The following is a 24,113-nucleotide window of genomic DNA, read 5'->3' on the forward strand; positions in this document are numbered from 1 at the left end:
CACCAGGGCATGCCTCGTAGGCGTCCATCGGCCCAACCCGCGAGGCCCGGACGAATTCAACGCCCATGGCCGAGCCGGGGCAGGCTCGGTGGTGGGCGCGCTGTCGGCAGGTCGTCGGACTTCAGGTGCGCTGGGTATATGCGCACACATACACCGTTGCGGGACAGTTCCGGATTTCCACCGGATTCCCCTGCGACGACAGCGGAGACGAGCATACATCTAGTGCCGGGCCTCGCACGCGCCCCCACATGTTGTGTCGTCGCGTCATGAAGCGGTCGCGGAATGTGCTAACGGGCGTCCCTGGCAGGGCAAGAGAAGAGGGCCGCCACGCCCCCTGGACGGGGATGTGGCGGCCCTCCGGAGGGGCCCCGGGCGGTGGTCCCGGGAGCGGCGGATCAGTGGCCGCCGGGGGCCCCTGCGGTGGCCGGCGGGAGCTCCGCGCGGACGCCCGGGTCACCGGCGTCGGCCGTGTAGTCCGAGGGCCGGGTCAGGTCCACGCCGTCGGGCGCCTTCAGCGCCCTGAGGGCGAAGGTCGCGACGATGACGACGATCACGTTGAGGACAAAGGCGGTGAGCCCGATATAGCCCTTTTCGCCGATGAGGGGGATGAGGTTGGTGTTCCCGAAGTGATCCTGGGTGGCGCTCGGTGTGGCGTACGCCCGCCACGTCCCGTACGTCATGCCGACCGCCCAGCCCGCGAGCAGCGCCCAGCGGTGGGGCCAGCGGGTGAAGAGACCGCCGACGAGCGCGGGCACGGTCTGGAGGATCCAGATCCCGCCGAGCAGCTGGAAATTGATGGCGACCGTTTTGTCCAGGGTGAGGACGAAAACGAGCGCGCCGACCTTGACCAGCAGGGACGCGAGCTTGGACACCTTCGCCTCGTGTTCGGGTGAGGCGTCCGGTTTGAGGAAGTCCTTGTAGATGTTGCGGGTGAAGAGATTTGCGGCGGCGATCGACATGATGGCCGCCGGCACGAGGGCGCCGATGCCGATCGCGGCGAAGGCCACGCCGGTGAACCAGTCCGGGAACATGTCCTCGAACAGCTGGGGGATCGCCAGCTGGCCGTTCTTCACCTTCACCCCGGCGGCGATGGCCATGAAGCCGAGCATCGCCAGCAGGCCCAGCATCAGGGAGTAGAGGGGAAGGATGGTGGTGTTCCGGCGGATGACATTGCGGCTCCTGCTGGAGAGGACCGCCGTCACCGAGTGCGGATAGAGGAAGAGCGCCATCGCCGAGCCGAGCGCCAGCGTCGCGTACGACCACTGGGCGTCCGCCCCCGGCACCAGCGAACCACGTGGTTTGCCCGTTGCGGGATTCTCGGCCGCGAACGCCGCGCCGGCCTTGCTGAAGATGCTCTCGAAGCCGCCCAGTTTGATCGGTATGTAGATGATCGCCACGATGATCACGATGTAGATCAGCGCGTCCTTGACGAAGGCGATCAGCGCGGGGGCGCGCAGCCCGGAGGAGTAGGTGTAGGCCGCGAGCACGCCGAAGGCGATGAGGAGCGGCAGGTCCTTGACGAACCAGTTGGCGTTCTCGCCGCCGCCCACGCCCATGACGTCGAGCACCGCCTGGATGCCGACCAGTTGCAGCGCGATGTACGGCATGGTGGCCAGGATCCCGGTCACCGCGAGGGCGAGGGAGAGGCCCCGGGAGCCGAACCGGCCCCGGACGAAGTCCGACGACGTCACATAGCCGTGCTTGTGTGCCACCGACCACAGGCGGGGCAGGAAGGTGAAGACCAGCGGATAGGTGATGATCGTGTACGGCACGGCGAAGAAGCCGGCCGCGCCCGCCGCGTAGATCGCCGCCGGCACCGCCACGAACGTATAGGCGGTGTAGAGGTCCCCGCCCAGCAGGAACCAGGTGACCCAGGTGCCGAAGGACCGGCCGCCCAGTCCCCATTCGTCGAGGCTGTCGGCGTTCTCCGCCTTTCGCCAGCGGGCGGCGAGAAAGCCCATGGCCGTGACGACGACGAAGAAGAAGAGGAAGACGGCGAGCGCCACGCCGTTCACACCGTCCTTCACTCCTCCTCACCTCCCGCGTGCCGCTCCCGCCGCACCGTCTCCTCACGTCGTCGCACGATGACGTAGGCGACGACCGTAAGGAGGGTGGACACCAGCACCCAGAGCATCTGGTACCAGTAGAAGAAGGGGATGCCGATGAGGGCCGGGGTGAGCCGGGCGTAGGAGTCCACCCACAGCATCGCCACGAAGGGGATGGCGAGGCACGCTCCCGCGACGATCAGCGGGACGGTCAAGACCGGGTTGCCTACGGTCAAGAGTGGTTTATGGCCGTCCGCGGAGGCTTGTGCGGCCGTGCGGCCGGGTGGATGCTCGGGTGGTTCCGACATGCGGTGACTCCGTCCCCTGTGCGATCACTTGCGGTAATGCGCTGGAAATCTAGGTGAGGGCCCCTCCGGGCGTCACCCCCTTTCCGGATATCGGAATGGCAACACCAGCAGAGGTACGGGCGGAATCCCATCGTCCGGACGGTGGGTTGATGGCGGGCCGTGTTCATATGGCGTCAAGTCGCCTTGCGTCGGCCCGGGTTGTCCAGTATTTGACGAAACTTCAAGCTGTCATCGGCGGGTAATGCGCAGGTAAAGTGTTCGTCGTGGCGGCCGGGCAGAATCGGGCCCGGGCAGCCGGTGCGCCCCGAAGCAGTGGCCCCGGCACGCCACATCCGGACACCGGGGCCCCCGGTGTCCGTCGCTCTTGATCCGACCCGACCACACCGTGCCCGGCGCGTCCCCACACGCGTCACGGGCGCAGGAGGCAGGCCCATCATGAAGTCGCTCATAGCCCACGCCCGTTCCTTCGCGGCCCACGTCGCGGACTCCGAACGCGCCGAGAGTTTCCGTGCCCTCCAAGCCGGCCAGTCGCCGGAGGCACTGTTCATCACCTGCTCCGACTCACGCGTCGTCCCCTCCCTCATCACCGGCGCCCGGCCCGGGGAACTCTTCGAACTCCGCACCGCCGGCAACATCGTTCCCGAGTACGGCGGCGGTCGCCCCATGGGCGAGACCGCCACCATCGAGTACGCCGTGCGCGTCCTCGGCGTCCGCGACATCGTCGTCTGCGGCCACTCCCACTGCGGCGCGATCAGCGCCCTCGTCCAGGGCGACGACCTCTCCGCCGCCCCCGCCGTCCGCGACTGGCTCGCGACACAGACGACCGGCGCGCCCTTTGACGCCGGTCGCGCTGGTCTCGCCGACCTCGCCGACGCCGTCCAGCGGCACGCTGTGGCCCAGCTCGACCGGCTGCGCACGTATCCGTGCGTACGCGAACGGATCGAGGAAGGACTGCTCTCGCTCCATGCCTGGTACTACGAGGTGCACACGGGTGCGGTCCGTGCGTACCGGCCCGGCGGCGGCAGCCGTACGTTCGGGCCGCTCTGAGCGGCCCCATCGAGCGCCCCGGATTCGAGCGTCCCCCGATTCGAGCGTCCCTCGATTCGAGCGTCCCCGATTCGAGCACCCCACAAGGAACCCCACCTTCATGCTCTCCACCCTCACCTCTTTCACCTCTTTCACCCCTTTCAAGAACGACCGTGGCGCGCTGCGCCGCGACGCCCTCGCCTCCCTGGTCGTCTTCCTGGTGGCGCTCCCGCTGTGCGTGGGCGTGGCCGTCGCCTCGGGCGTACCGGCTGAACTCGGCCTGATCACGGGCATCGTCGGCGGCCTGGTCGTCGGCGCCCTGCCGGGCAGCACCTTCCAGGTCAGCGGGCCCGCCGCCGGGCTGACCGTCCTCGTCTTCGAGGCCGTCAAGGAGTTCGGCCTGGGCGCGCTGGGCGTCATCGTGCTCGCGACGGGCGTGCTCCAACTCGCCCTGGGAGCGCTGCGCTTCGGCCGCTGGTTCCGCGCGATCTCGGTCGCGGTCGTCCAGGGCATGCTCGCGGGCATCGGTCTGGTGCTCGTCCTCGGTCAGCTCTACACCATGGCCGGCGCCCGGCAGCCGGGCTCGGGTCTCGCGAAGATCGCGGGGTTGCCGGGCCTGGTGGCGGACGCGGTGACCGACCGCGGCCGGCTGACCGCGTGCGCGGTCGGCGTGGGCACGATCGCCGTCCTCGTGCTGTGGAGGAGACTGCCCGCCAAGGCGCGGCTGGTCCCCGCCCCGCTCGTGGCCGTCGCCGCGGCCACGGCGGTCACCGCGGCCGCCGGTCTGGACATCGCCCATGTAGAGGTCAAGGGCCTCACCGACGCCATTCAGCCCCCGGGCCTCAACGACCTCACCTCGCTCGGCAGCGTCACCGTCCTCGGTACGGTCCTGGCCTTCACCCTCATCGCCTCGGCGGAGTCCCTCTTCAGCGCCGCCGCGGTCGACCGCATGCACCAGGGCCCGCGCACCCACTACGACAAGGAGCTCCTTGCCCAGGGCGTGGGCAACACGGTCTGCGGCGCCCTGGGCGCCCTGCCCATGACCGCCGTCATCGTCCGCAGCGCGGCCAACGTCCAGGCGGGCGCCAAGACATCGCTTTCCCGAGTGCTGCACGGCGTGTGGCTGCTGATTTTCGCTGTCGCGCTGCCCGCCGCGATCGGTGTCATCCCGCTGGCCGCACTGGCGGGCGTCCTGGTGCACGCGGGCTGCAAGCTGGTGCCGGTCAAGGAGATCGGCCCGCTGTGGCGGGAGCACCGCGGCGAGGCGCTGGTACTGGCGGCCACGGCGATCGCGATCGTGACGACCAGCATGTTCGAGGGCGTGGTGCTGGGGCTGCTGCTGGCGGTGGTCAAGACGGCGTGGGAGGTCTCGCACGTCCACGTCGAGACCCACGAGCTCACCGGCGGCCGCCTGGTAGTGACGATCACCGGCAACGCCACCTTCCTCCGCCTCCCCCGCCTGCTGGAAACCCTGGAGGCCCTCCCGCAGAACCGCCCGGTCGAACTCGACCTGTCGGAGGTCCGCCACCTGGACCACGCGTGCCGCACGGCCCTGGAGGGCTGGGCGGCCCAGCGCGGCGAGGTGGGGGTGCGGGAACCGCGACTCATATCCGCAGGACGGGGATAGCGGAAAGGGGGGAGGGGCGGCGCTCCGCCCCTCCCCCCTGCCCGTTCACTGGGGTGCCGTGCCGGTCAGCTGGTGGCGCGGCGCCGCCGGGCCGTCAGGACCATGCCCGCACCGGCGGCGAGGGCGAGGGCACTGCCGCCCACGGCCCAGGGGAGCGCGGCGTCGGCACCGGTGGCGGCCATCTGCCCGCCCTGGTCCGTGTCCTTCGCGACGGGCTTCCCGGCGACGTCGGCCGTCGACTTGGCATCGCTGCCGCCGCCGTTCTCCGGCTTGGCGCGGTCGCCGGTGGACGGCTTGTCGTCCTTGCCGCCCTTGTCGCTGCCGGCGCCGTCCTTCTGCTCCTTCTCCTTCTTTTCCTTCTGCTCCTTCTCCTTGGCTTCCTCGGCGGCCTTCTCGGCGGCCTCGTCCTTGGCACGCGCCTCGAACTGGCCGACCTCAAGGAAATGCCGGACGTCCTCGGGCGTCCCCTTGAGCGCCTTCTTCGCGGCCTCCCGCACGGCGGGTCCGCCAACGCTCAGAATCTGCACGGTACGGACGCGCTCATCCGCGGTCCGGGCCTGCTGGTAGCCGGTCTCCAGGAACTTCACCCGGTCCTCGGGAGTTCCGCTGAGCGCCTTGTTAGCGGCTTCCGTAACGCCCGGGCCGACGTCCTTGCCCAGTCCGAGGATCCGCAGGATCGCGACGCGATTGTCCTCGTCACGGCCCGCGTACTGACCGGTGGTGAGGAAGGCGCGCATGTCCTCGGGAGTGCCGTTGAGCGCCTTCTCCGCGCGCGTCTTGAGACCGCGGCCGATGTTCTTCTCGCCGAGGATCTTCAGAATCGCGACCTTGTCCTCTTCGGCCTGCTTCTTGGCGGCGTCGCCTTCTTCCGGCTTCACCTCGACGGCCTTCTCCGGCGCGGCGACCTCGGATGCATTGACGCTGTCCTTGGCGCCGTCGGAGGCGACCGCCGGGGAGGAGAAGAGAACGGCCGGGGTGAGTGCGGCGGCCAAGACGGCCGCGGAAACACGGGCCAACTTCATGTGCTGTACACCTACTTTTCAAGCAAGATCAAAATTTTAATGGATGTGGTGCCTAGCCCCAGGTGAGCCAGCACCACGCCAGAAACATGACGACGACCGAGGCGCACATCTGGACGAAGAGCTTCATGGGAGGCAAGCCCTCTTCCGCCCCCATCAGTGAGTTTCTTTCCTGCTGCTCCAACGCCTCCCGCAGTTCCTTACGACGGCCGACGAGGGCGAGCGGGAAGATGAGGACAACGGTCGAATAGATATGAAGCAGCTCTTCTGCTCCGTGTCCCCGGAGCGCTCCGGCGACCAGCAGGCATGCGATGGTGACGGGAGGGATGAAAGCCATCCGGACCTTGTGCTGCCGCCTCGCCATCATGGGCAGGCACACCGCATAGAACGCGCCCGTCGCGACGGCGGAAATGATCCACCAGGTTTCCACCGAGAAATGTGGGGGGTGCAATGCGTTCTCCCTTGACCGCTAGCCGAACAAGCTTGTGAGCGGCGAGGTGATGTCGTTGACGAAGCCTACAACCTTCTTGGTTCCAGCCGAGATGTCCTTGTATTTACCGACGGCCTTGTTCAGCCCCATTCCAAGGGCTCCCATTCCAGTCCCGATTACGGAGGTGGCGAACTGGCTGCTCCATCCATGCGCCTTGAAGGTGTAGATGCTGCTGATGACACCAGCGGTAAGTGAGGCCCATCCCAGACCGGCAGCGAGGATCTGGGCGCCAGGGATCGGCGTGAGGGCAAGGCCTGCGGCTGCGACGCCGGTCCATGTGCTGATGTTGCTGAACAGCTTGGCCTGTTCCTCGTTTCTTGTTTTCTCGGGGTCGTTGCCGCTCTGGCCGTCACCGCCGCCGGGCAGCCGGGCCTCGTCGTTCTTGGAGTCGCGGTCAGGACGCTGGGCGTTCTTCGCGGCTTCCTCGGCCTGCTTCCGTGCGGCCTCCGCGGCCGCCCGCTGCTCCGCCTCGTGCTTCTCCTGCGCGATCTGCTTCGCCTCGGTCGCCGCCCGGCGTGCGGCTGCCGCGTCCTGGCCGGCCTGGACCGCGGCCTGCTGGGCCCGGCTTGCCGAGGCCTGGGCGTTGGCCGCCGAGGCCACCGCCTGCTCTGCGGAGAGCGTGGCCTGGGTGGCCGAGTAGTTGGCCTGACGGCTGGCGACGCGTGCCTTGGCAGCGGCGTCCTTGGCCTTCTTGGCGGAGGCGGCCGCGCTGGCGGCCGACGCGTCGGCCTTGTCGGCGAAGTCCCGCGCCCGGGTGGCGTGGCCCTTGGCCTCGTCCGCCGAAGCCTTCGCCTGGGCGGCGTGACCCTTGGCCTCGTCCGCCCTGCCCTGGGCACGGGCCGCGGCCTCGGCCGCGGTGGCGGCGTTCCCGTACGCCTCGGACGTGGCCTTGGACGCGATGCTGATCTGGGCCTGGACCGCCGCGATGTGGGCCGCAGTGTCCTGGTCCGCCTGAGCCGCACGGAACTGGGCCCGCTCGATGAAGGCGCGCCGCATCGACACCGTGCCCTCGAGCGCGACCTGTGCGGTGGCCTTCATGACCGATCCGCCCTGCTCCAGGAGCCGGAGCGTCTGGAAGCGGTCGTCCTCGGCCTGTGCCTTGGCATAGCCCGTGGCGAGGAACGCGTGCAGCGCCTCGGTGGAGCCGTCGTCCAACGCCTTGGTCGCGGCGTCCTTGACCGCCTTGCTCGCGTCGTTGATGATCCGCAGGATCTGGTAGCGGTACTCCTCGCGCTGCCCGTCGAAGGCGCCCTTCGTCAGGAAGGTCCGCACCTCGGCGGTGCCCTTGGCGAGGGCGTCCTGTGCGGCCGCCGCCGTCTTGGGGGAGCCGATCCGGCTGAAGAAGACGGCCCTGTCGCGGTCGTCCAGGTCCTCGGCCTTGGCCCGGTCCTGTTTCACCCAGGCCAGCACGTCGTCGTCCGAGCCCGAGAGGGCGTCCTCGGCCGCCGCGCGGGTCCAGGTGCCCGTGCTCGACAGCAGATTGACCGCCGCCTGCCGGGCGAGCTTCACCGCGCCCGGGTCGTCGTTGCCCAGCTTCCCGCCGGCCTCGGAGACCAGCTTCTTGGTGGCCTCGTCCGTCTGGGCGGCCTGGGTCTGCTGCCGGTCGATGACCGACCGCGTCTCGTCCTCCTCGGCCTTGCGGTCCCGTGCGTCGTCGAGGGCGGTGGCGAGGTCCGCCTGGAGCTTCGTGTCCTCGGCCTCGCGAGCGACCTTGAACACACTCTCGGCCTGCTTGGTCGCTTCACCCGCCGTCTTGGCGGCCTCCAGCGCGGCAGCGGCATGTGCCTTGGCCTTATTGGCCGCGTCCTGGGCTTTGCCCGCCTCGTCCGCCGCCTTGTCGGCGGCCTTGGCCGCGGCGTCCGCGTGCCGGGCCGCGTCGTTGGCCGCCGTGCGGGTCGCACGAGCGGCGGCGGCCGCCTGGTTCGAGAGGGACACGGCGCTGTTGGCCGCGCGCGTCGCGCGGTCGGCCTCGGCACGGGCCGTGGCCGCCGCCCGCTTGGCGCGCGCCGCCTCGGCCTGGGCGACACCGGCGTGCGCGCTCGACTCCGCGGCGGCCTCGGCCGCGGCGGCGGCGTTACGGGCGGCGCTGGCAGCTGCGGCGCCGGATTCGCCGGCCGCCGCGGACGCGCTCGCCGCCTGGTCGGCCGCGGCCGCCGCGGTGCGGGCTCCCGCTGCCGCGTCACGGGCCTGCTCGGCGGCCTGGCGTGCGGCCTTGGCCTGACCGGCGTCCGCCACCGCGGCGCTCGCGGCCTGGTAGGCGCGGGCCGCGGCCTGACCGGCGGCGGCCGCCGCGGCGGCGGCGTTGGCGGCGGCCCGTGCCGCCGTCCGGGCCGCGGACACCGCGTTGTTGGAGGCGCTGATGGCCGTGCGGGCCGCCGCGGCGGCGCCCTCGGCGGCCTGGGCGGCCTTCGTGGCGTACCGCCCGGCCTTGTCGGCGTCCGACTTCGCCGCGGCGGTCTCCCTCGCCGCCTCTTCGGCGGCTTCCTTCGCCCTCGCCGCGGCCTTGTCGGCGACGGCGGCCGCTTCCAGCGCCGCCTCGGTCTCCGCCTTGGCCTTCTTGCCGGCCTCGGTGGCCACCTGGGCCAGCTGCGCGATCGTCATCGACTCCTGGTCGCGTGCCCGGGCCAGGTCCAGGCCACGCTCCAGGAACTCGGCCCTGTCGCCGGCGTCCCCGTTCAGGGCGCGCTCGGCGGCCTGCTTCACGGCGGGCCCGCCGAAGTTCATGGCGCGCAGCACCTCGAACCGGTCGTCCTCGGCCGTGGCCTTCTCCAGGCCCTTCTGGAGGAAGTCGTCCAGAGCCTCGGGCGCGCCGTTGTCGAGGGCTCGCTGCCCCTCACGGTTGACGGCCTTGCCACCCTGGTTCATGGCGCGCAGGACCGCGAAGCGGCGATCCTCCTGCAGCGGCTTCTCGTACCCGGACTTGAGGAATTCGAGCACGTCCTCGTCGGAGCCCGACAGCGCCTTGTCGGCCGCTGCGGCCACCCCCTTGCCGGCGCCCGACATCGACCTGAGGATGGCGTACCGGGCGTCTTCGACCTGGGCCCGGCGCAGCGCGCCCCCGAGGAACTTGCTCATGTCGGCGGCCGAGCCGGTCAGTGCCTTGGCCGCCTCACGCTTGGCCGCCGTGCCACCGGACCGCCAGGCCTGTACGGCCTGGGTCCGGGCATTTTCGGGAAGCGTGTTCTCTCCGGTCCGTGCCGGGAGCGCTTCGGCCACGGAGGTTCCGAAGATGACTGCTGCCGTGGTCAGCGTGGCCAGGGCGGTGAGTCTTCTGCGCGTGTGCCTCAACCGGCGTGATGCATTTGACGGTTTCATGTCAGGGGCTTCCCCGTTCGGGATTGCGTACTGAATGCAGAGGGGGCGTGGCCACGCGTCCGCCAAGCATGATCGCATGGGTAATGTAAAGGTAATGCACTCATAAAGGAGAGGTCATGGAGATGTTGATCTTGATTCGCGGCGCGATTCGGATCGTCAACTTCCCGCCCCTCGGGGAAAGCTGAAAGCCGCTCACTTCCGGGCTCTGCTGTGCGAGGGTGGCGGAATGAGCTTGTGTGACGGTTCGATAACACTCGTCACGGCTTGAGGTGTTCTGGTGCCAAGTGGTAGTCATGCAGGTCGATGGGGCGTTCTGCCCCTTTCAGAAACCACTAAGCGAAATGTGAGTCACCATGCGGATACCCTCACGCCTGCCGGCGCTCGCTCTCGTGGGCAGCGCCCTCGCCGGCGGCGTCCTCCTGCTGACCGGAGCGGCCAACGCTGCCAACGGGGCCGGCGCGGCCCGTACCGCCGAGGCCCGCTCGACGGAGCAGCCGCCCTCCGCCGTCGAGGACTTCTCCTACCCGAACGCGGAAAAGATCCTCAAGGAGAAGGGGCTCAAGCTGAAGAGCGGGGATGGGCACATCCTCCTCGCCGAATGCGACAGCAGCCCGAATCTCCTCAAGTTCATCGCCCGTGACCGTGAGGACTTCTGCTTCAAGGTGACCGGGAAGACCGGCTACCTCTCCCTGGAGGTCCCCTCGGTCGGCGGCGTGCAGAGCCACGACTACCAGGCCACCGTCAACATGAAGGTCGGCGAGCAGGAGAAGTCCTTCGACATCCCGAAGAACTCCTGGAAGGGAATCGGCGAGAACGCCGACCCGGCGGGCCGCGAGCACACGCTGATCGAAATCATCGCCAGTAAGTAGCTTCGGCCGGGTCGGTAGCGGCCGCTGCCTCGTCAGGGCCGTACGTCACCGTCGGTCCAGGTAATGAGTAAGAAGAACACCACACCATGGAAAGAAACGTGCTCGGTATACGTTCTCGTGCCGCCTTCATGACAGGGGTTTCGGCGACCGCCGCCTTGGCCTGCGCACTCTCCGCCGCCCCGGCCCAGGCCGTCGTCGGCGACGCCGCCAAGGACAGCGCATACGCGTTCGCGGCGAAGCTCGACATCGGTGGCGGCAAGCGAGCCTGCACTGCCACCCTCGTCGAGAAGCAGTGGCTCGTCACCGCGGCCAGTTGTTTCGCCGACGGTTCCACCTCGGGTGGCAAGGTCGCCGCCGGCGCCCCCAAGCTCAAGACCACCGCCACCTTGAGCGGCCGTGCTACCGACGTCGTCGAGCTCGTCCCGCGAGAGGACCGCGACCTGGTGATGGCCAAGCTGGCCAAGCCCGTCACCGGCATCGCCCCCGCCGAGATCGGCTTCAAGCCGCTCGCGCAGGGCGAGGAATTGCGCGTCGCCGGTTATGGTCGCACCAAGGACGAGTGGGTGCCCGACAAGCCGCACTCGGCGAAGTTCAGCGTGAGTGCCCTGCGGGACGGCTCTGTCGAGCTCGCCGGCGCGAGCGCCGACGCCGCCGTCTGCAAGGGTGACACCGGCGGACCCGCCTTCCGCGAGGTCGGTGGCCGCTATGAGCTGGTCGGTGTCAACAGCACCTCCTGGCAGGGCGGCTGCTTCGGCAATGAGGACGAGACCCGCAAGGGTGCCGTCGACGCGCGGGTCGACGACATCGCCGGGTGGGTCCAGTCCGTCGCCTCCCGCACGCTGCTGCCGCGATCGAGCTGGAAGTACGCCGCGTACACCGCGTCCGGCTACTTCACCGGTGGTTCGAACGACGGCAAGCGCCGTATGGACCTGTTCGTCGTCTGGAAGGACGGCGAGGCCACGCTCTTCCAGGGTGCCGATCACGACGACCCCAAGCAGCCCTTCTCCGCTGAGTACAAGATCGCTGACAAGGGAAGCTACTGGCAGGACGCCCGCGCGGTCACCGGTGGCAAGTTCACCGAGAACGGCTCCGACGGCATCACCGTCCGCTGGGCCAGCGGCAAGGTGTCGACGTATACGCACGTCGACCAGAACGGTGTCCACGACGAGAAGACGCTCCGTCCCGGTGGCGGCGACAACCCGTTCTGGAAGAACGCCCGGCTGATCACGGCGGGCCGGTTCACGGAGAACTCCCTCCGTGACGACCTGCTCGTCCTCTGGGAGGACGGCTCCACGTCGATGTACTCCGACATCGGCACCAAGGGCCTCAGCGGCTGGACCCAGCTGACCAAGGCGGACAACGGCTGGAAGAACGCCGTCCAGATCAGCGCCGGCGAGTTCACCGGCAAGAAGACCGCCGACCTCCTCATCCGCTGGAACGACGGTCAGGCGCAGCTCTTCCCGGGTGTCGACACCGCCGGCTACCACGGCAGCCGGATCACCGTCCGGCCCGTCGGCTCGGCGTGGAAGAACGCCCAGACGCTGACGGTGGGTTCCTTCACGGCCGCGGGCAAGGGCCCCAACGACGTCCTCGTCGGCTGGAACGACGGAAACGTCAGCTACTACCCCGGCGTCGACGCCGCCGGCACGCACGGCGAGGTCCAGCTCGTCGGCTGAACCGGCCGACGCACATCAACCGCCGGCGCACATCAACCACGGTACGGCCGCCGTCGATCCCGGTGGCGGCCGTACCTGAGCGTGTCCTGCCCACGCACGCCAACCACTCTGAAGGAAAACACATGAACCGCAGTAGTTCGCGCGCCGCGTGGGCAGCCGGTTTTCTCACCACCGTCGTCGCGACCAGCGCACTGGTCGTCGCCACCCCCGCGCACGCCGTCATCGGTGACGCGGCCAAGGACGGCCGGCACGTCTCCACCGTCAAGCTCGACATCGGCGAGGGCCAACGCGCCTGCACCGGCACGCTCGTCGACGAGCAGTGGGTGCTGACAGCCGGCAGCTGCTTCGCCGAGAGCGCGCAGCCGGGTGGCAAGGTCGCCGCCGGGGCGCCTCAGATGAAGACCAAGGCGACCGTCGGCCGGGCGGATCTCGCCACCGAGGCCGGGCAGGTACGGGACGTCGTCGAGCTCGTCCCGCGTGACGACCGTGACCTCGTCATGGCACGGCTCGCCGCCCCCGTCGCCGACGTCGAGCCCGCGACGCTCGGCAGCGGCGCCCCCGCCAAGGGGGACGTCCTGCGCGTCGCCGGCTACGGGCGTACCAAGGACGAGTGGGTGCCGGACCGGGTGCACTCGGGCGCCTTCGGCGTCGACGCCGTGAAGGGCACCAGCCTCGACATCACCGGCAAGGACGGGGCCGTCTGCAAGGGCGACACCGGCGGGCCGGTGGTCCGGGAGCGCGACGGGCGCGAGGAGCTGGTCGCCGTCAGCAGCGCCTCCTGGCAGGGCGGCTGCTTCGGGAACGAGGACGAGACCCGCAAGGGCGCCGTCGCCAGCCGGACCGACGACGTCGGCTTCTGGATCCAGCAGGTGCGTGCGCTCCCGAAGCGCTACGCGACGACCACCGGCGACTTCGACGGCGACGGCAAGGCCGATGTCGCCATGCTGACCGACTACGGTCCGTCGAAGGACGGCCGGGGCCGGGCGGCGCTGTGGGTCCACACCGCCACCGGCGAAGGCTTCGAGGAGCCGCGCGCCGTGTGGGACACCGGCTCGGACAGCTGGCGGTGGGACGCCGTCAAGCTGACGTCCGGTGATTTCAACGGCGACGGCAAGACGGATGTCGCCGCACTGTACAACTACGGCAAGACCGCCGACGGCCTCTACCGGACCGGTCTGTTCACCTTCACCAGCACCGGGACCGGCTTCAACGCCCCCGTGAAGGTCTGGGAGAGCAGTTCCAGCTCCTGGAAGAGCTGGAACTGGGACGCCAGCAAGGTCGCGGCCGGTGACTTCAACGGTGACGGCAAGGCCGACATCGCCGTCCTCTACAACTACGGCAACAGCGGATCCCGCAACGAGAGCGGCCTGCTGACCTTCACCAGCAACGGCAACGGCTTCACCGAGCCCCGCAAGGCGTGGGAGAGCGGCTCGACCAGCTGGAACTGGAACAGCAGCAAGATGGTCGCCGGTGACTTCAACGGCGACGGCAAGAGCGACATCGCCGTCCTCTACGGCAACGGCACGACCTCCGACAGCCGCAACGAGACGGCCCTGTGGCTCATCGCCGACAACAGCAACGGCTTCGTCGAGCACCGCAAGGTCTGGAACAGCCTGACCTGGGAGGGCCGTAGCTGGAGCTGGGAGGCCAGCAAGGTCACGGCCGGTGACTTCAACGGCGACGGCAAGGCCGACATCGCCGTCCTCTACGACTACGGCAAGGTCTCCGGCAAGAACAAGACCGGCCTGTGGATCTTCTCCGGCACCAAGGACGGCTTCACCGACCCCCGCAAGGTCTGGGAGAGCGGCACCACGGTCGACAGCTGGAACTGGGCCGCGAGCGAGCTCACCGCCGGTGACTTCAACGGCGACGGCAAGGCCGACATCAGCGTCACGTACGACTACGGGCAGGGCGCCGACGGCCGTACGTCGGTCGCGCTGTGGACCTTCACCAGCAACGGGAGCGGCTTCAACGCCCCCGTGAAGGTCTGGAACAGCGACCTGAAGCGCTGATCCACCCAGTGGGGCCGGGCACATGGTGCGCCGGCCCCACACCCGCAAGCAGCACTTACGTCAGGAAACCGCCTCCCCGTGAAGCTCGCTCCCCTCCACCTCACCGGCCGTACCCGACGCGGCTTGTGCGGCGCCGCCCTGGCGGTCTCCCTCTCCACCGCCGCGGCCGCCGGGCCGCTCACCGCCGACGCCCGGCCCGCCGCACCCGGGCCGGACAGCGCGCAGGCGTTCCCCTCCAGGGGCGTGCCGAGCCTCGTCCTCCCTGATCTGCGGAAATCTCAACAGCCGGGCCCGTCGGGCAGCGGGGAAGCCGGTATTCCGGCCACCGCCCTGGACGCCTACAAGAAGGCCGCGCAGGCGCTGGCCGTGAGCCAGCCGGGGTGCCGGATCCCGTGGGAGCTGGTCGCCGGGATCGGGCGCGTGGAATCTGTGCACGCCTCCGGGTACGGGCTGCGCTCCGACGGCTCCACCGAGCAGCCCATCCGGGGGCCGCGGCTGGACGGGAAGCAGTTCGCGCTCATCCGCGACACCGACGGCGGACGCTGGGACGGGGACACCGAGTACGACCGTGCCGTCGGCCCCACCCAGTTCATCCCCTCCACCTGGGCCACCTGGGGCGCCGACGGCAACGGCGACGGAGTCAAGGACCCCAACAACATCTACGACGCCGCCCTGGGCACCGCCCGCTATCTCTGCGCCGGCGACGGGAACCTCACGGACCCCGCCGAACTCGACAAGGCGATCCTCAGCTACAACAACTCCCGGGAATACGTCAACGCCGTCCTGGAGTGGATGCGCACGTACCAAGGTGGCAACGTCACCGCAGTCCCCGACGACACGCCCACCGTGCCCCATCGCCCGGATCCGGCCGATGCGCGGGCCGTCACCCCGGCGCGCGGCGCCGTACGGACACCCACCCCTGGTTCCCCGGCGCCCGAGCCCAAGCCGCAGCTCAAGCCACAGCCCAAGCCCACCTCCGTTCCGGAACCCGAGCCCGAGCCCCGGCCGAAGCCCGACGCCCGTGCCGTCGCCCGCCTCACTCCCCTCGGGGAGCAGAGCCGCGACGCCGAGACCGGGCAGGACCTCGCCCGGATCGCACGGGTCCGGGCGAGCAACGCCTACGGTGACCCCGTCCCCGGGGCCGACGTCACCTTCGAGATCGTCGGCGTCACCACCGACGCCCGCTTCCCCGGGCACGGGGACGCCACGACCGTCACCGTCACCACCGACGCCCAGGGCCTCGCCGTCGCACCACCGCTGCGCGTCGGTGACCGGCCGGGCGGCTTCGTCGTCATGGCGAGCACAGCCGGCAAGGACGTGACGTTCCGGGTGAACGCCCGCCTTTCCGGCTCCGCCACCGCCGACACCTTGACGTGGATCGGCGAACAGCCCCCGAGCGCACCGGCCGACGGTACCTTCACCGGGAGTCTTCAGGTCAAGGCCACCCGCTACGGGCAGGCCGCCCTCGGGACCGTGCTCACCGCGACGCTCATCGCGGGCAAGGAGAACGCCACCGAGAACACCCTCGGTCCGTACTTCGTGGACGCGGCGGGCAAGGCCGTCCGTACCCTCGTCCTGCCTCCGCCCGGCCCCGACGGTGTGGTCACCCTCCCGGCGATCCACGCCGACGCGCACCCCGGTACGTACGTCCTGCGGCTCACCGCCGCCGACGGCGTCACCCTGGATGTCGAGCTGACCGTCACCGCGTGAGCGTCAGTGGCCCGTCTCGCCGCGGTTGACTGCCATGACCATGACGGCGCCGATTAGGACCAGACGGTCTGTCAGCGCGTCGAGCTGCCGGCGCTGTTCCGTCGGGAGGTGCCAGTCCTCCCAGGAGGAGGTGTCCTGCTTCGAGGGCGGGGCCTGCCACTCGGCGGACCAGTCGCGGCCCAGCCGGGCGGCGAGGGGGGCGGCGGTGCGGGCCAGGCCGCCGTAGGCGCCGAGGAGGCCGATCATGTGGCCGTCAGGGAGCCAGGCGCGCCAGGCGGTCAGCAGTTCGCCGGCGAGGTGGGCGACGTCTTCCAGCCACAGGACGTGCTGGGTGACCCAGCCCTGGGGGCTGGGGGACTGGGGCATGCCCGGCAGCAGGCGCTGAGGTATGGCGTCGCGACGTGTGAAGAAGTCGCGCGCGAGGGTCAGCTCGTGGTGCGAGGGGGTCCAGGAACGGTCGTTCAGGGCGATCGCGGCGGCATCGACCGCGTCGACGGCGTGGCTCATTCGGATACCGTACGTGCCCCGCACGCCGAGGGGCGAGCGGGCCGGGGAGCCGGCGCCGTGCCGTACCGGGCCCGGCGCCCCGCGGCCAGCCATTCGGCCCGCAGCCGCTCGTAGACGCCGCGCTCGGCGCTGGTCAGCGTGCGGCCGCTGCGGGCCGTGAGGAACATGCGTATCTCGTGGTTGAGCTGCTCCGGGGTCGGGGTCAGGGTCGCGTTGCATGACATGCCCTCAGGCTAGGGGGTGCCACTGACAACGGGCCCGCACCAAGGTCGTGTTTGCGGAACGCTCATCGAATGGTCATGAAGTCGACGGGTGATTCCTTAGGCGTTCCCTACCCGTCGTCACGCCGCTCCTGCTCCGCCACCGGCTCTTACTCCGTCACCGGCCGCCGCAGTCTCGCGACGAACTTGTAGCGGTCGCCCCGGTACACCGACCTCACCCACTCCACCGGCTTGCCCTCCGCGTCCAGCGAGTGGCGGGAGAGGAGCAGCATCGGCAGGCCCACGTCCGTGCCCAGCAGGCCGGCCTCGCGCGGGGTGGCCAGGGAGGTCTCGATGGTCTCCTCCGCCTCCGCGAGGCGGACGTCGTAGACCTCGGCCAGCGCGGTGTAGAGGGAGGTGTACTTCACCAGGCTCCGGCGCAGGGCCGGGAAGCGCTTCGCCGACAGATGGGTGGTCTCGATCGCCATCGGCTCGCCGCTGGCGAGCCGCAGGCGTTCGATGCGCAGGACGCGGCCGCCGGCCACTATGTCGAGGAGCCCGGCGAGGCGGTCGTCGGCGGTGACGTAGCCGATGTCGAGGAGCTGGGAGGTGGGCTCCAGGCCCTGGGCGCGCATGTCCTCCGTGTAGGAGGTCAGTTGGAGGGCCTGGGAGACCTTGGGCTTGGCGACGAACGTGCCCTTGCCCTGGATGCGCTCCAGCCGTCCCTCGACCACCAGTTCCTGGAGGGCCTGGCGTACCGTCGTGCGGGAGGTGTCGAACTCGGCGGCCAGGGTGCGCTCCGGCGGCACGGGAGTGCCGGGAGGCATGGTTTCGGTCATATCCAGCAAGTGTCGTTTGAGCCGGTAATACTTGGGAACACGCGCGGTCCGTCCGCCGCTCGCGGCGCTGCCGCCCTCCGCCGTCTCGCCCTCGGTCGCCATGGCGTGCCTTCCCGACCTTCCCGACTCCGATGATCCTGCTGCCGTCACCGGCTCCTCCGTCTATAGCGGTCACATGGTGGCACGGGCAGAGCCCGAGGAGACCGGAGATACCCGCGTCGACCTCGAGGTGTCGGTCCGGTAACGGAGCCGACAGCGACTCTTATACACCCTTGACACCCCAAAAGGTCTAGGCCAAGCTGCGGGCACTGGTCTAAACCATTAAAGACCACATTCGGTCCTCAAGGGAGAGTGCTGTGAAGCGTGGGCTCATAGCGGCGACGGGTGTCGTGGCCATGATGGTGAGTGTCGCTGCCTGTGGGTCCAGCGACAGTGACAAGGGATCGGCCGACGGCGGTTCCAAGGACAAGAGCCTCACCGTCTGGTTCATGGATGGCTCGAATCCACCGGGTTGGACGAAGGCCGTCCAGGCCGAGTTCGAACAGAAGACCGGTGCGAAGCTCAACGTCCAGGTCCAGAAGTGGGACGGGATCCAGCAGAAGCTCACCACCGCCCTCTCCGAGTCCAGCCCGCCGGACGTCGTGGAGATCGGCAACACCCAGACGCCCTCCTACGCCCAGACCGGTGGCCTCGCCCAGCTGGACGACCTGAAGAAGGAGATCGGCGGGAACTGGACCGAATCCCTCAACAAGCCGTCCGTCTTCGAGGGCAAGCAGTACGCGGCCCCCTGGTACGCCGCCAGCCGCGTCGTCATCTACAACAAGAAGGTCTGGGCCGACGCGGGTATCAAGGACACCCCGAAGACCCGTGACGAGTTCTTCAAGGACCTCGAGGCCATTCAGCAGAAGGGCGACGCCGAGCCGCTCTACCTGCCCGGCCAGAACTGGTACTTCTTCGACGGCCTGACCATCGGCACCGGTGCCGACCTGGTGAAGAAGGACGGCAAGAAGTACGTCTCCAACCTCGCCGACCCCAAGGTCACCAAGGCCATGGAGATCTACAAGAAGTACCAGTCCTTCAGCAAGGCCCCCAAGGACAAGGACGAGGCCACCCCGCAGCAGGCCGACGTCTTCGCCAAGGGCAAGACGGGCGCCTTCATCGGCATGGGCTGGGAGGCCGCCACCGCCATCAAGGCGAACCCGGAGATCGAGAAGGAGATCGGCTACTTCACCATCCCCGGTGAGACCGCCGACAAGCCCGAGGGCGTCTTCCTCGGCGGCTCCAACCTCGCCATCTCCGAGGGCAGCAAGAAGAAGGACCTCGCCAAGGAGTTCCTGAAGATCGCGCTGTCCGACAAGAACGAGGGCGCGCTGGCCAAGGAGGTCGGCTCGCTCCCCAACAAGGACGCGCTGCTGCCCAGCCTGAAGGGCCAGCCGGCCGCCGAGGCCGCCGCCCCCGCCGCCAGGACCGGTGGCACCACTCCGCTGATCCCCGAATGGGCCAACGTGGAGAACGCGCCGAACCCGATCAAGGCCTATATGACCGCGGTTCTGGGCGGCAAGTCTCCGGAGGAGGCCGCCAAGCAGGTCGAGGGCGACATGAACAAGCGGCTCGCCCAGAAGCAGTAGCCGGCCAGAAGCAGTAGCCGGCCAGAAGCAGTAGTCGGCCGGAGGCAGTAGTCGGCAGGCAGCCGTAGTCATCTGACCGGTCCCGTACGGGCCGCCGTGGGGGCGGCCCGTACGGGACCCCGCACCACGCACAACCGTTCCACAGGGGAGAAGGCGGACGACGATGTCAGCGCAGATCGAAGAGGCGGCGGCCACCGGCCCGGCGCCCCGGATCGGCAAAGGCGGCGCCCCGCCGCCCCGCCGCGGCCGGGGACGCGGGGCCGGAAGCGTGCCCTACCTGCTGATCCTCCCCACCGTCGCCGCCGTCGTCCTGCTCCTCGGCTGGACGCTGGTGAAGAACGGCCTGCTGTCCTTCCAGAACCTCAACAAGCGCCAGCTGATCCAGCGCGTCACCGAGTGGACCGGCGTCGACAACTACGACACCGTCCTCCGCAGTTCCGAGTTCTGGCACGTCACCGGCCGCTCGGTCGTCTTCACCGCCGCCAACGTCGTCCTGATCATGGCGGTCGGCTGTCTGATCGGCCTGCTGCTCGCCCGGCTCGGCACGAAGCTGCGCCTGCTGCTCTCGCTCGGCCTCGTCCTCGCCTGGGCCATGCCCGTCGTCGCCGCGACCACCGTCTTCCAGTGGCTCTTCGACCAGCGCTTCGGCGTCGTCAACTACGTCCTCGACGCGCTCGGCTGGCACTCCATGGCCGGCTACAACTGGACCAGCGGCCAGCTCTCCACCTTCTTCGTGATCACCGTGCTGATCGTCTGGCAGTCTGTGCCCTTCGTGGCGATAAACCTCTACGCCGCCACGACCACGATCCCCAAGGAGCTCTACGAGGCCGCCTCGCTCGACGGCGCGGGCACCTGGAAGCAGTTCACCTCGGTGACCTTCCCCTTCCTCAAGCCGTTCTTCCTGGCCACCACGTTCCTCGAGGTCATCTGGGTCTTCAAGGCCTTCACCCAGGTCTTCGCGATCAACGAGGGCGGCCCCGACCGGCTCACCGAGACCCTGCCCGTCTACGCCTTCCAGGAGGGCATGGGCAGTCAGCACTTCGGCATGGGCGCGGCGATCTCCATCCTCACCATCGTCATCCTGCTGGCGCTGACGGCCTACTACCTGCGACTGGTTCTCAAGCAAGAGGAGGACGAGCTGTGAGGCGCTCGCTGCCCAGGACCATCAGCCGAGTGTGGCCGGGGGCGACGGCGGTCGTCCTCTTCGCCTTCTTCGCGTTCCCCGTCTACTGGATGTTCTCCACGGCCTTCAAGGCCAACAAGGACATCGTCGGTGACACCCCCGTCTGGTTCCCCACGAGCCCCACCTTCGAGCACTTCGACAAGGCGGTGAGCGCCGACGGCTTCTGGACGTTCGTCGGGAACTCCCTCACCGTGACCCTGGTGGCCGTGGCCCTGTCGCTCGTCATCGCGCTGCTGGCGTCCTTCGCCGTGGCGCGCATGCGCTTCAAGGGCCGCAAGAGCTTCATCCTCGTGATGATGATGGCCCAGATGGCGCCCTGGGAGGTGATGGTCATCGCGTACTACATGATCGTGCGCGACGCGGACATGCTGAACAGCCTGCCGCCGCTCATCGCCATCTACACCGTCATGGTGCTGCCCTTCACCGTCCTGACGCTGCGCGGCTACGTCGCCGCCGTGCCCAAGGAGCTGGAGGAGTCCGCCATGGTCGACGGGTGCACCCGCACCCAGGCCTTCGTCAAGGTCATCTTCCCGCTGCTGGCACCCGGCCTGATGGCCACCTCGCTCTTCGGCTTCATCACCGTCTGGAACGAGTTCCCGATGGTCCTGATCCTCAACAAGGACCCCGGATCGCAGACCCTCCCGCTGTGGCTGACCGGCTTCCGCACCACCTTCGGCGACGACTGGGGCGCCACCATGGCCGCCTCCTCGCTCTTCGCGATCCCGATCCTCGTCCTGTTCGTCATCCTCCAGCGCAAGGCGGTCGGAGGCCTCACGTCCGGCGCAGTGAAGGGCTAGGAGCAACGACATGACCATCCTCACCCAGCACCGGTCCCCGCACCCGGACACCCTGACCCGGGACGCCCTGACCGTCCTCCAGCCCGGCTTCACCGGGACGACCGCCCCCGACTGGCTGCTGCGCCGGCTCGGCGAAGGGCTCTCCTCCGTCGGCCTGTTCGGCCGCAACATCGCCTCCCCCGAACAGCTCGCCGCCCTCACCGAGCGGCTGCGCGCCGAGCGCGGGGACGTCCTCGTCGCCATCGACGAGGAGGGCGGCGACGTCACCCGGCTGGAGGTCCGCACGGGCTCCTCCTTCCCCGGCAACCTCGCCCTCGGCACCGTCGACGACACCGGGCTCACCCGGGCCGTCGCCCACGAGCTGGGACGCCGCCTCGCCGCCTGCGGCGTCAACCTCAACTGGGCGCCCTCCGGGGACGTCAACTCCGACCCCGACAACCCCGTCATCGGCGTCCGGTCCTTCGGCGCCGACCCGGCGCTCGTCGCCCGGCACACCGCCGCGTACGTCGAGGGGCTCCAGGCCGCCGGGGTCGCCGCCTGCACCAAGCACTTCCCCGGTCACGGCGACACCGCCGTCGACTCCCACCACGACCTGCCCCGCATCGACGCGGACCTCGCGACGCTGCACGCCCGCGAGCTCGTGCCCTTCCGGGCGGCCGTCGCGGCCGGCACGAAGGCCGTGATGAGCGCGCACATCCTGCTGCCCGCGCTCGACCCCGCCCTGCCCGCCACGCTCAGCCCTCTCGCCCTCCACGGGCTGCTGCGCGCGCCCGTCACGGCCGGGGGCCTCGGCTTCGACGGGCTGATCGTCACCGACGGCATGGAGATGCGGGCGATCGCCGGTACGTACGGCATCGATCGCGGCAGCGTCATGGCCATCGCGGCGGGCGCCGACGCGATCTGCGTCGGGGGCGGCCTCGCCGACGAGGAGACGGTGCTGCGGCTGCGCGACGCGCTCGTCGCGGCCGTGCGCGACGGGGAGCTGGCGGAGGAGCGGCTCGCCGACGCGGCGGCGCGGGTGCGGGCGCTGGCGGCCTGGACCTCGTCGGTGGTCGGTTCGGACGCGTCGGCGTCCGACCCCGAGGTGGGGCTCGTGGCGGCGCGACGCGCGCTGCGGGTCACGCGCTCCGGCTCTGGCCCGGCGTACGAGCCCCCTGCCGGGCCCGTGTACGTCGCCGCGTTCACGCCCGTCGCCAACATCGCCGTCGGCGACGAGACGCCGTGGGGCGTGGGCGCCGAGCTGACCCGGCTGCGGCCGGGAACGCTCACCGAGACGTACGGGCCCGAGTCGGCCGGCGCGGAGGCGGTGCTCGCGGCGGCGGGGGAGCGGCGGATCGTCGCGGTCGTGCGGGACGTCCACCGGCATCCGTGGATGGCGCGGGCGCTCGGCATGCTGCTGGCGGCGCGGCCGGACACGATCGTCGTCGAGATGGGGCTGAACGAGGCGCCGGCGAGTGGGGCGCTGCATGTCGCGACGCACGGGGCGGCGCGGGTGTGCGGGGTCGCGGCGGCGGAGGTCGTGGCGGGGGTGTGAGCGACGGCTCCGGCTGCGCGGGCCGATGGGGGGCGAGGGGGGCGACGGAGTCCTGATCTGTCAAGTCTCCTCACGAGGGAACCTGAGGCTTCATTTTGTCCGTCCCCATGGGCGGAACAGCCGATATGCCCCTCGGGTAGTCCCTTCGGGCAGCAGCAGCCGGAGCATGTGTGAACACGCACCAGACACACCAGACGCGCCCGCCGTCTGTCGCGCCCTACCAGTCCCAGGGAAAGCGCCGCGCCAATCGTGCGCGGCGCTGGATGATCGTGGTCGCGTCGGTGGTCGCGCTCGGCCTGATCGCCTGGCCGGTGATGAGCTACTTCCACATACCCCCCTTCACCGACAAGGGCGACCCGGTCAGCTACGACCAGGCCGACGGCGCGAACGGGGGCAAGGGCGGGAAGCCGGCCGACTCGAAGACCCTGATGCCCACGGGCCCGAAGGCCGACTTCCGGAACGAGAAGACGATGGGCGACGGCACGCACGTCAGCGTCGTCTCGATCACCGGCCCCAAGTCGGGGTTCAAGGGCAAGGTGTGGGTCTGGGCACCCAAGGAGTACACGGACCCCAAGTTCGCGAAGAGCGGCTTCCCCGTGCTGATCGCCCTGCCCGGCGGTCCCGGCCACGACGGCAACTACTGGGCGTTCGGCGCCTTCGGCAAGGACAAGCTCTCCCTCGAGGACAGCGTCACCAAGTGGTACCAGCAGGGGAAGAGCAAGCCCTTCCTGCTGGCCATGCCGATCCTCAACCCCGGTCCGGACGACGGCGGCATCTACTGGGACGGCAGCGACATCCCCGGCCAGCCCAAGATGGGCACCTGGCTGACGGAAGACGTCCCGGACCTGATGAAGCAGAACTTCCGCACCCTGAAGCCGCGTGACGGCTGGGCCTTCATGGGCTCGTCCACCGGCGGCTTCGTCGGCCTGAAGTCCGTGCTGCAGAAGCCCGACAAGTTCAAGGCCGTCATAGCCTCCGGCCCCGACATCGTGCCCGACTCCCCGCTGTGGAAGGGGCACGAGACGCAGCGGCAGGAGAACAACCCCGAGGTCCTGGCCAAGCGGCTGATCGCCGCCAAGGGCCCCGACGTCTACCTGTCGTTCCAGTACGGGACGAAGGAGAACGCGAAGATGATCAGCGACGTCAAGAAGTTCATCGCGACGTACGGCGACAAGGGTCCGATCCACACCAAGCTGAACGTCATCGAGGGCGGTACGCACAACGCGGCGACCTACCTGCGCGGCATGGACGCCGGACCGATCCAGTGGATCAGCGAGCACCTGGAAGGCCCGACTCCGTCTTCCTGACCTCCGGGTCCCCACGTGTCC

General features: G+C 69.6%; 19 protein-coding genes and 1 riboswitch. Of the genes, 11 read left to right on the top strand and 8 right to left on the bottom strand.

The window, feature by feature from the left end; all coding sequences use genetic code 11:
- Positions 1-88: 88 nt before the first annotated feature.
- A riboswitch (cobalamin riboswitch) is annotated at positions 89-215 on the bottom strand.
- 180 nt (positions 216-395) lie between these two features.
- Complete coding sequence (mctP, locus tag EKH77_RS21515; protein WP_126915961.1) at positions 396-2,027, bottom strand: monocarboxylate uptake permease MctP; 1,632 nt, start codon at positions 2,025-2,027, stop codon at positions 396-398.
- Complete coding sequence (locus EKH77_RS33905) at positions 2,024-2,281, bottom strand: DUF3311 domain-containing protein (protein ID WP_276319236.1); 258 nt, start codon at positions 2,279-2,281, stop codon at positions 2,024-2,026. The genes mctP and EKH77_RS33905 overlap by 4 nt, the downstream gene beginning before the upstream one ends.
- 507 nt (positions 2,282-2,788) lie before the next feature.
- Between EKH77_RS33905 and EKH77_RS21525 the strand changes: the two genes are divergently transcribed.
- Positions 2,789-3,400 carry a carbonic anhydrase gene (locus tag EKH77_RS21525; protein WP_126915963.1) on the top strand — a complete coding sequence of 204 codons (612 nt, stop codon included), beginning with the start codon at positions 2,789-2,791 and terminating at the stop codon, positions 3,398-3,400.
- 100 nt (positions 3,401-3,500) lie between these two features.
- A complete protein-coding gene (locus EKH77_RS21530) occupies positions 3,501-5,006 on the top strand; it encodes a SulP family inorganic anion transporter (protein ID WP_126915964.1) in 1,506 nt (501 codons plus the stop codon).
- A gap of 65 nt (positions 5,007-5,071) precedes the next feature.
- Here the strand turns inward: EKH77_RS21530 and EKH77_RS21535 are convergent, their stop codons facing one another.
- Genes EKH77_RS21535 through EKH77_RS21545 form a run of 3 tightly spaced genes read right to left on the bottom strand, consistent with a single transcriptional unit; the run spans position 5,072 to position 9,731 of the window.
- Positions 5,072-6,028 (bottom strand): ALF repeat-containing protein, encoded by a 957-nt coding sequence (locus EKH77_RS21535; RefSeq protein WP_240667469.1) that lies wholly within the window; start codon positions 6,026-6,028, stop codon positions 5,072-5,074.
- A 52-nt stretch (positions 6,029-6,080) separates the two neighbouring features.
- The gene (locus tag EKH77_RS21540; RefSeq protein ID WP_126915965.1) at positions 6,081-6,455 is read right to left on the bottom strand and encodes a hypothetical protein; all 375 of its coding nucleotides are present in this window, start codon (positions 6,453-6,455) and stop codon (positions 6,081-6,083) included.
- A gap of 39 nt (positions 6,456-6,494) precedes the next feature.
- Positions 6,495-9,731 (bottom strand): ALF repeat-containing protein, encoded by a 3,237-nt coding sequence (locus EKH77_RS21545; RefSeq protein ID WP_164737835.1) that lies wholly within the window; start codon positions 9,729-9,731, stop codon positions 6,495-6,497.
- 452 nt (positions 9,732-10,183) lie between these two features.
- Between EKH77_RS21545 and EKH77_RS21550 the strand changes: the two genes are divergently transcribed.
- The 4 genes from EKH77_RS21550 to EKH77_RS21565 all read left to right on the top strand — a co-directional run bounded on the left by EKH77_RS21550 (position 10,184) and on the right by EKH77_RS21565 (position 16,097).
- Complete coding sequence (locus tag EKH77_RS21550; protein WP_126915967.1) at positions 10,184-10,699, top strand: hypothetical protein; 516 nt, start codon at positions 10,184-10,186, stop codon at positions 10,697-10,699.
- A gap of 128 nt (positions 10,700-10,827) precedes the next feature.
- Complete coding sequence (locus EKH77_RS21555) at positions 10,828-12,375, top strand: S1 family peptidase (protein WP_164737836.1); 1,548 nt, start codon at positions 10,828-10,830, stop codon at positions 12,373-12,375.
- Positions 12,376-12,497: 122 nt separating this feature from the next.
- A complete protein-coding gene (locus EKH77_RS21560; protein WP_126915969.1) occupies positions 12,498-14,387 on the top strand; it encodes an FG-GAP-like repeat-containing protein in 1,890 nt (629 codons plus the stop codon).
- A 78-nt stretch (positions 14,388-14,465) separates the two neighbouring features.
- On the top strand, positions 14,466-16,097 hold the full coding sequence (locus tag EKH77_RS21565) for a lytic transglycosylase domain-containing protein (protein WP_126915970.1): 1,632 nt from the start codon (positions 14,466-14,468) through the stop codon (positions 16,095-16,097).
- Between the two features lie 3 nt (positions 16,098-16,100).
- Here the strand turns inward: EKH77_RS21565 and EKH77_RS21570 are convergent, their stop codons facing one another.
- The 3 genes from EKH77_RS21570 to EKH77_RS21580 form a co-directional block, all read right to left on the bottom strand.
- The gene (locus tag EKH77_RS21570; protein WP_126915971.1) at positions 16,101-16,604 is read right to left on the bottom strand and encodes a hypothetical protein; all 504 of its coding nucleotides are present in this window, start codon (positions 16,602-16,604) and stop codon (positions 16,101-16,103) included.
- Positions 16,601-16,828, bottom strand: coding sequence for a hypothetical protein (locus EKH77_RS21575; protein ID WP_126915972.1), 228 nt, complete (start codon positions 16,826-16,828; stop codon positions 16,601-16,603). The genes EKH77_RS21570 and EKH77_RS21575 overlap by 4 nt, the downstream gene beginning before the upstream one ends.
- Positions 16,829-16,974: 146 nt before the next feature.
- A complete protein-coding gene (locus EKH77_RS21580; protein ID WP_126915973.1) occupies positions 16,975-17,745 on the bottom strand; it encodes a GntR family transcriptional regulator in 771 nt (256 codons plus the stop codon).
- 254 nt (positions 17,746-17,999) lie between these two features.
- Here EKH77_RS21580 and EKH77_RS21585 point away from each other — a divergent pair, with 254 nt between their 5' ends.
- From EKH77_RS21585 to EKH77_RS21605, 5 genes are all read left to right on the top strand, one after another.
- Complete coding sequence (locus tag EKH77_RS21585) at positions 18,000-19,271, top strand: extracellular solute-binding protein (RefSeq protein WP_126915974.1); 1,272 nt, start codon at positions 18,000-18,002, stop codon at positions 19,269-19,271.
- A 163-nt stretch (positions 19,272-19,434) separates the two neighbouring features.
- On the top strand, positions 19,435-20,415 hold the full coding sequence (locus EKH77_RS21590) for a carbohydrate ABC transporter permease (protein WP_126915975.1): 981 nt from the start codon (positions 19,435-19,437) through the stop codon (positions 20,413-20,415).
- Positions 20,412-21,251, top strand: a complete 840-nt coding sequence (locus EKH77_RS21595; RefSeq protein WP_126915976.1) for a carbohydrate ABC transporter permease — start codon at positions 20,412-20,414, stop codon at positions 21,249-21,251. Before EKH77_RS21590 ends, EKH77_RS21595 begins: the two co-directional genes overlap by 4 nt.
- Before the next feature lie 10 nt (positions 21,252-21,261).
- On the top strand, positions 21,262-22,785 hold the full coding sequence (locus EKH77_RS21600; RefSeq protein ID WP_126915977.1) for a glycoside hydrolase family 3 protein: 1,524 nt from the start codon (positions 21,262-21,264) through the stop codon (positions 22,783-22,785).
- 263 nt (positions 22,786-23,048) lie between these two features.
- Positions 23,049-24,092, top strand: a complete 1,044-nt coding sequence (locus EKH77_RS21605) for an alpha/beta hydrolase (protein ID WP_126918211.1) — start codon at positions 23,049-23,051, stop codon at positions 24,090-24,092.
- Positions 24,093-24,113 lie beyond the last annotated feature (21 nt).

Origin of the sequence: Streptomyces luteoverticillatus, assembly GCF_003970715.1 — a bacterium.
Lineage (GTDB): Bacteria > Actinomycetota > Actinomycetes > Streptomycetales > Streptomycetaceae > Streptomyces > Streptomyces abikoensis.